General features: G+C 47.2%; 2 protein-coding genes and 2 pseudogenes. 3 read left to right on the top strand and 1 reads right to left on the bottom strand.

The window, feature by feature from the left end:
* From LE416_RS13020 to LE416_RS13010, 3 genes and pseudogenes are all read left to right on the top strand, one after another.
* Positions 1-324 (top strand): annotated as a pseudogene (locus tag LE416_RS13020) (transposase); the annotation flags it as partial.
* Complete coding sequence (locus LE416_RS13015; protein WP_225049395.1) at positions 317-757, top strand: hypothetical protein; 441 nt, start codon at positions 317-319, stop codon at positions 755-757. The pseudogene LE416_RS13020 and the gene LE416_RS13015, both read left to right, overlap by 8 nt.
* A gap of 179 nt (positions 758-936) precedes the next feature.
* Positions 937-1,722, top strand: a pseudogene (locus LE416_RS13010) (ISL3 family transposase); the annotation flags it as partial.
* Between the two features lie 88 nt (positions 1,723-1,810).
* On the opposite strand, the gene LE416_RS13005 reads toward LE416_RS13010, so the two are convergent.
* Positions 1,811-2,830 carry an IS30 family transposase gene (locus tag LE416_RS13005; RefSeq protein WP_179394117.1) on the bottom strand — a complete coding sequence of 340 codons (1,020 nt, stop codon included), beginning with the start codon at positions 2,828-2,830 and terminating at the stop codon, positions 1,811-1,813.
* Positions 2,831-2,994: the final 164 nt, after the last annotated feature.

Genomic DNA, 2,994 nt, shown 5'->3' with positions numbered 1-2,994 from the left:
GACCCTTGCGCCTGACGAGAAGCCTGTTGTACATTCAGATCGAGGGGCTCATTACAGGTGGCCGGGGTGGATTGAGTTGATGGATGAATTTGGCTTCACACGTTCTATGTCGAAGAAAGCCAGAACCCCAGATAATGCTCAAGCAGAGAGCTTCTTTGGTCACCTAAAAACTGAATTCTTTTATAACAGAAGTTGGCTAGGAAAATCTATTGACGATTTCACCAAGGAACTCAACCAGTATATTGAGTGGTATAACACTAAATGAAGAAAAAAGTTTTAGGAGGAAAGAGCCCACAAGAATACCGTCAGAACATGGTTGCCTGAGGTTGAAAGTCCAGAAAAACGTCCGCACGCCCACCTTAATAGCGGCTTGTCAAAATACTCTTCAAAAAAGCTTATCAAGGCTTATATATTCTCCTACACCCCAATAAGCTCGTTCAACGAATACCAATCACGATCGAGTCGTCAAACTTCCGTTGGACAAATGGTACCCGTGCACAACCCCAGTCATAACGACAACGACTTTTCCGACTCGATGAACATTACGGCCGCTGGCTTGTATGAATCCACAGCAATAAATGGTGGTAAAAAAACGTACAAGTTAATCGGATACGATGATTTAACCTTAAAGAATAAAGAGCTAGATATTGACTCAGTTGATACCGGGTTTTCAATCCACGCGGACTTTCCTGAGGGGAAGTCGCTGACCAGTATTGAGAAGCAGCTTAATAAAGACGGCGAAGTATTGCCACAATAAATATTCAAATCACTTCAATAGAAAGAGCGCCGAGATAAAAAAATCGGATCTAGAATTTTTGGTGTTGATACTAATAACGCCAGAGATTCTAGATCCATCTTTGTATAACAAAAGAACACCTAGTCTCCTCGGTGCTATGCTTTAAGCGACGAAACCCAAACAAAGCGAGGTATGACTAGATGTCCGACTTAAATAGTACTCTTAAGCTGCTTGGAATTACAGATTCGAATATCACGGTCAGTGATGTACGTGATGAGATCCGCGGTCACGGCCAGGGTCGTAAGAAGTATCAGGTGGTTCATGCAGAACTGACGTATTTCCTAGAACGCTGTCCAAGTTGTGGCATGCCGGCATTGCGACGCAATGGGCACATCCGTACGCGTATTCACGTCAACGGCCCAACTGATTGCCCGGTAATCCTAGAGTTGGATAAGCAGCGCTGGCGTTGTCGTAACTGTCGGTCAACTCTCACTGCCACGACGCCCGTCGTAAAGCCTAATCATGCGATCTCTACCGGAATTTCGGAGTATGCGCTCAAGCTCTCTAAACTTGCTATACCAGGGAAACAGATAGCTTCTATTACTGGTATCTCGACGACTTCTATTGAGCGCATCATCGACGATGATATCAAGCCGCATCCGCTCAACTACCTCCCAGTAAATTTGTGTTTTGATGAGTTCCGTTCGACTCACTCCACAATGTCATTTATCTGTATTGACGCAGATACTCACAAAAGGGTCACAGTGCTTGGTGATCGTCTCTCAGCGACCATTAAGGACTTCTTCAAGAGCCACTATTCGAGCGAGCAAAGAGCCGGCGTCAAACACATCTGTATGGATATGAACGCCGCCTACCAGAACTTTTCTCACGAGCTCTTTCCAAACGCTGAGATCGTAATTGACAGATTCCACGTTATTCAGCTCATCGGGCGTGCAATGGATCAGATGTCGATGTCAGTCATAAAATGTAGGAAAATGGCGATTTAAAATTGCCCCGATTGTCAACTCAAGTGCAACACTAGATGATCAATTCAAATAATTGGTCTAGGTGATGCTATAGATCTGGCATCAGTTCTGCTGCACAGTGGTAATCCAAGGACCGTCTTGGACGCTGGTTGAGTGCGTCTTGGAAGCTTTGGATATCTGTGATGTCGTAGTCATGCAAAGATCGTCCTTTGGGTATGAACTCCCTAATCAAGCTATTAGCACGTTCGTTGGTCCCACGCTCCCAGGGCGAGTATGGGTGAGCATAGAAAACGGAGGTACCCGTGACTTCAGAGAGCTTTGAGAACTCACTGCCGTTGTCAAAGGTGACCGTCTTGAAGTGCTCAGCGCCATAGTCATCAAGAATCGATTGAAGGCCCTGTAAGCAGGTCTCGGCGTGGTAGTTTGGCAGCTTAAGGATGATCTCAAAGTGGGTGACACGTTCCGTCATTGTCATCAGTGCTGGTTCGTCCTCAACGCGAGTGCCTTTGACCAGATCACCCTCCCAATGGCCAATAATCTGACGGTCCTGGACCTCCTCTGGTCGTTCTTCAATGGACTGACCATAGACCCGCTTATTCGTTCGTGAGTGCTTGTGAGCATCGCTCTTGATTCGACGCCGCGGCTTCATTGGCAGATCGCCGTTGCGTACTGCTAGGAGACCCTTATCGATATCGCGGTAAACCGTCGGCGTGGAAGGACATAACTCGTCTGGATGATCGAGCCGATACGCGTGAACGAAGCTATCAACGCTATGTATCCGAGGCCGCTGGCGAAGTACGACGACTAGCTGTTCATAGAAGTCAGGACACTGTTCAAAGCGCGTTTGCGGGCGGCAGTGAGCACGGTGATTGGCATACACAGCAGCCCCAGTTTCGGCAAAGTAGCGTTGGAAGTGTTCACCACGACCACGAATCTGATCAGTGGTTCCGCGTCTGATTTCACGGCTCACCGTAGACTTACTGCGATGAAGTACTTCAGCGATGGCAGTAATGGTGTTCCCGGTGACATAGAGGGCCTCAATCTGGCCACGTTCAATAAGCGATAGTTGTCGGTAGTGGCGAGGCATGGTAGGCTGAGTTTGGGTCATGACGATTCCTTTCTTACTTGCTTGGTTGCTTATAAGAATAGGTCCTCAATTTTCAAGTCAAGTGCAACGATGATAACGAATTCTTGATAGTGGTCTAGGCTGTTACGCCATGCATCGGTAGTAATCGCATGGGCGAAGATAGTTCAGAATACGTCTGGGACGAT

The organism is Lacticaseibacillus kribbianus (assembly GCF_020180945.1).
Taxonomy (GTDB): domain Bacteria; phylum Bacillota; class Bacilli; order Lactobacillales; family Lactobacillaceae; genus Lacticaseibacillus; species Lacticaseibacillus kribbianus.
Note: the sequence above shows the minus strand (reverse complement) of the source record. Positions and strands in the feature narration are given on the sequence as shown.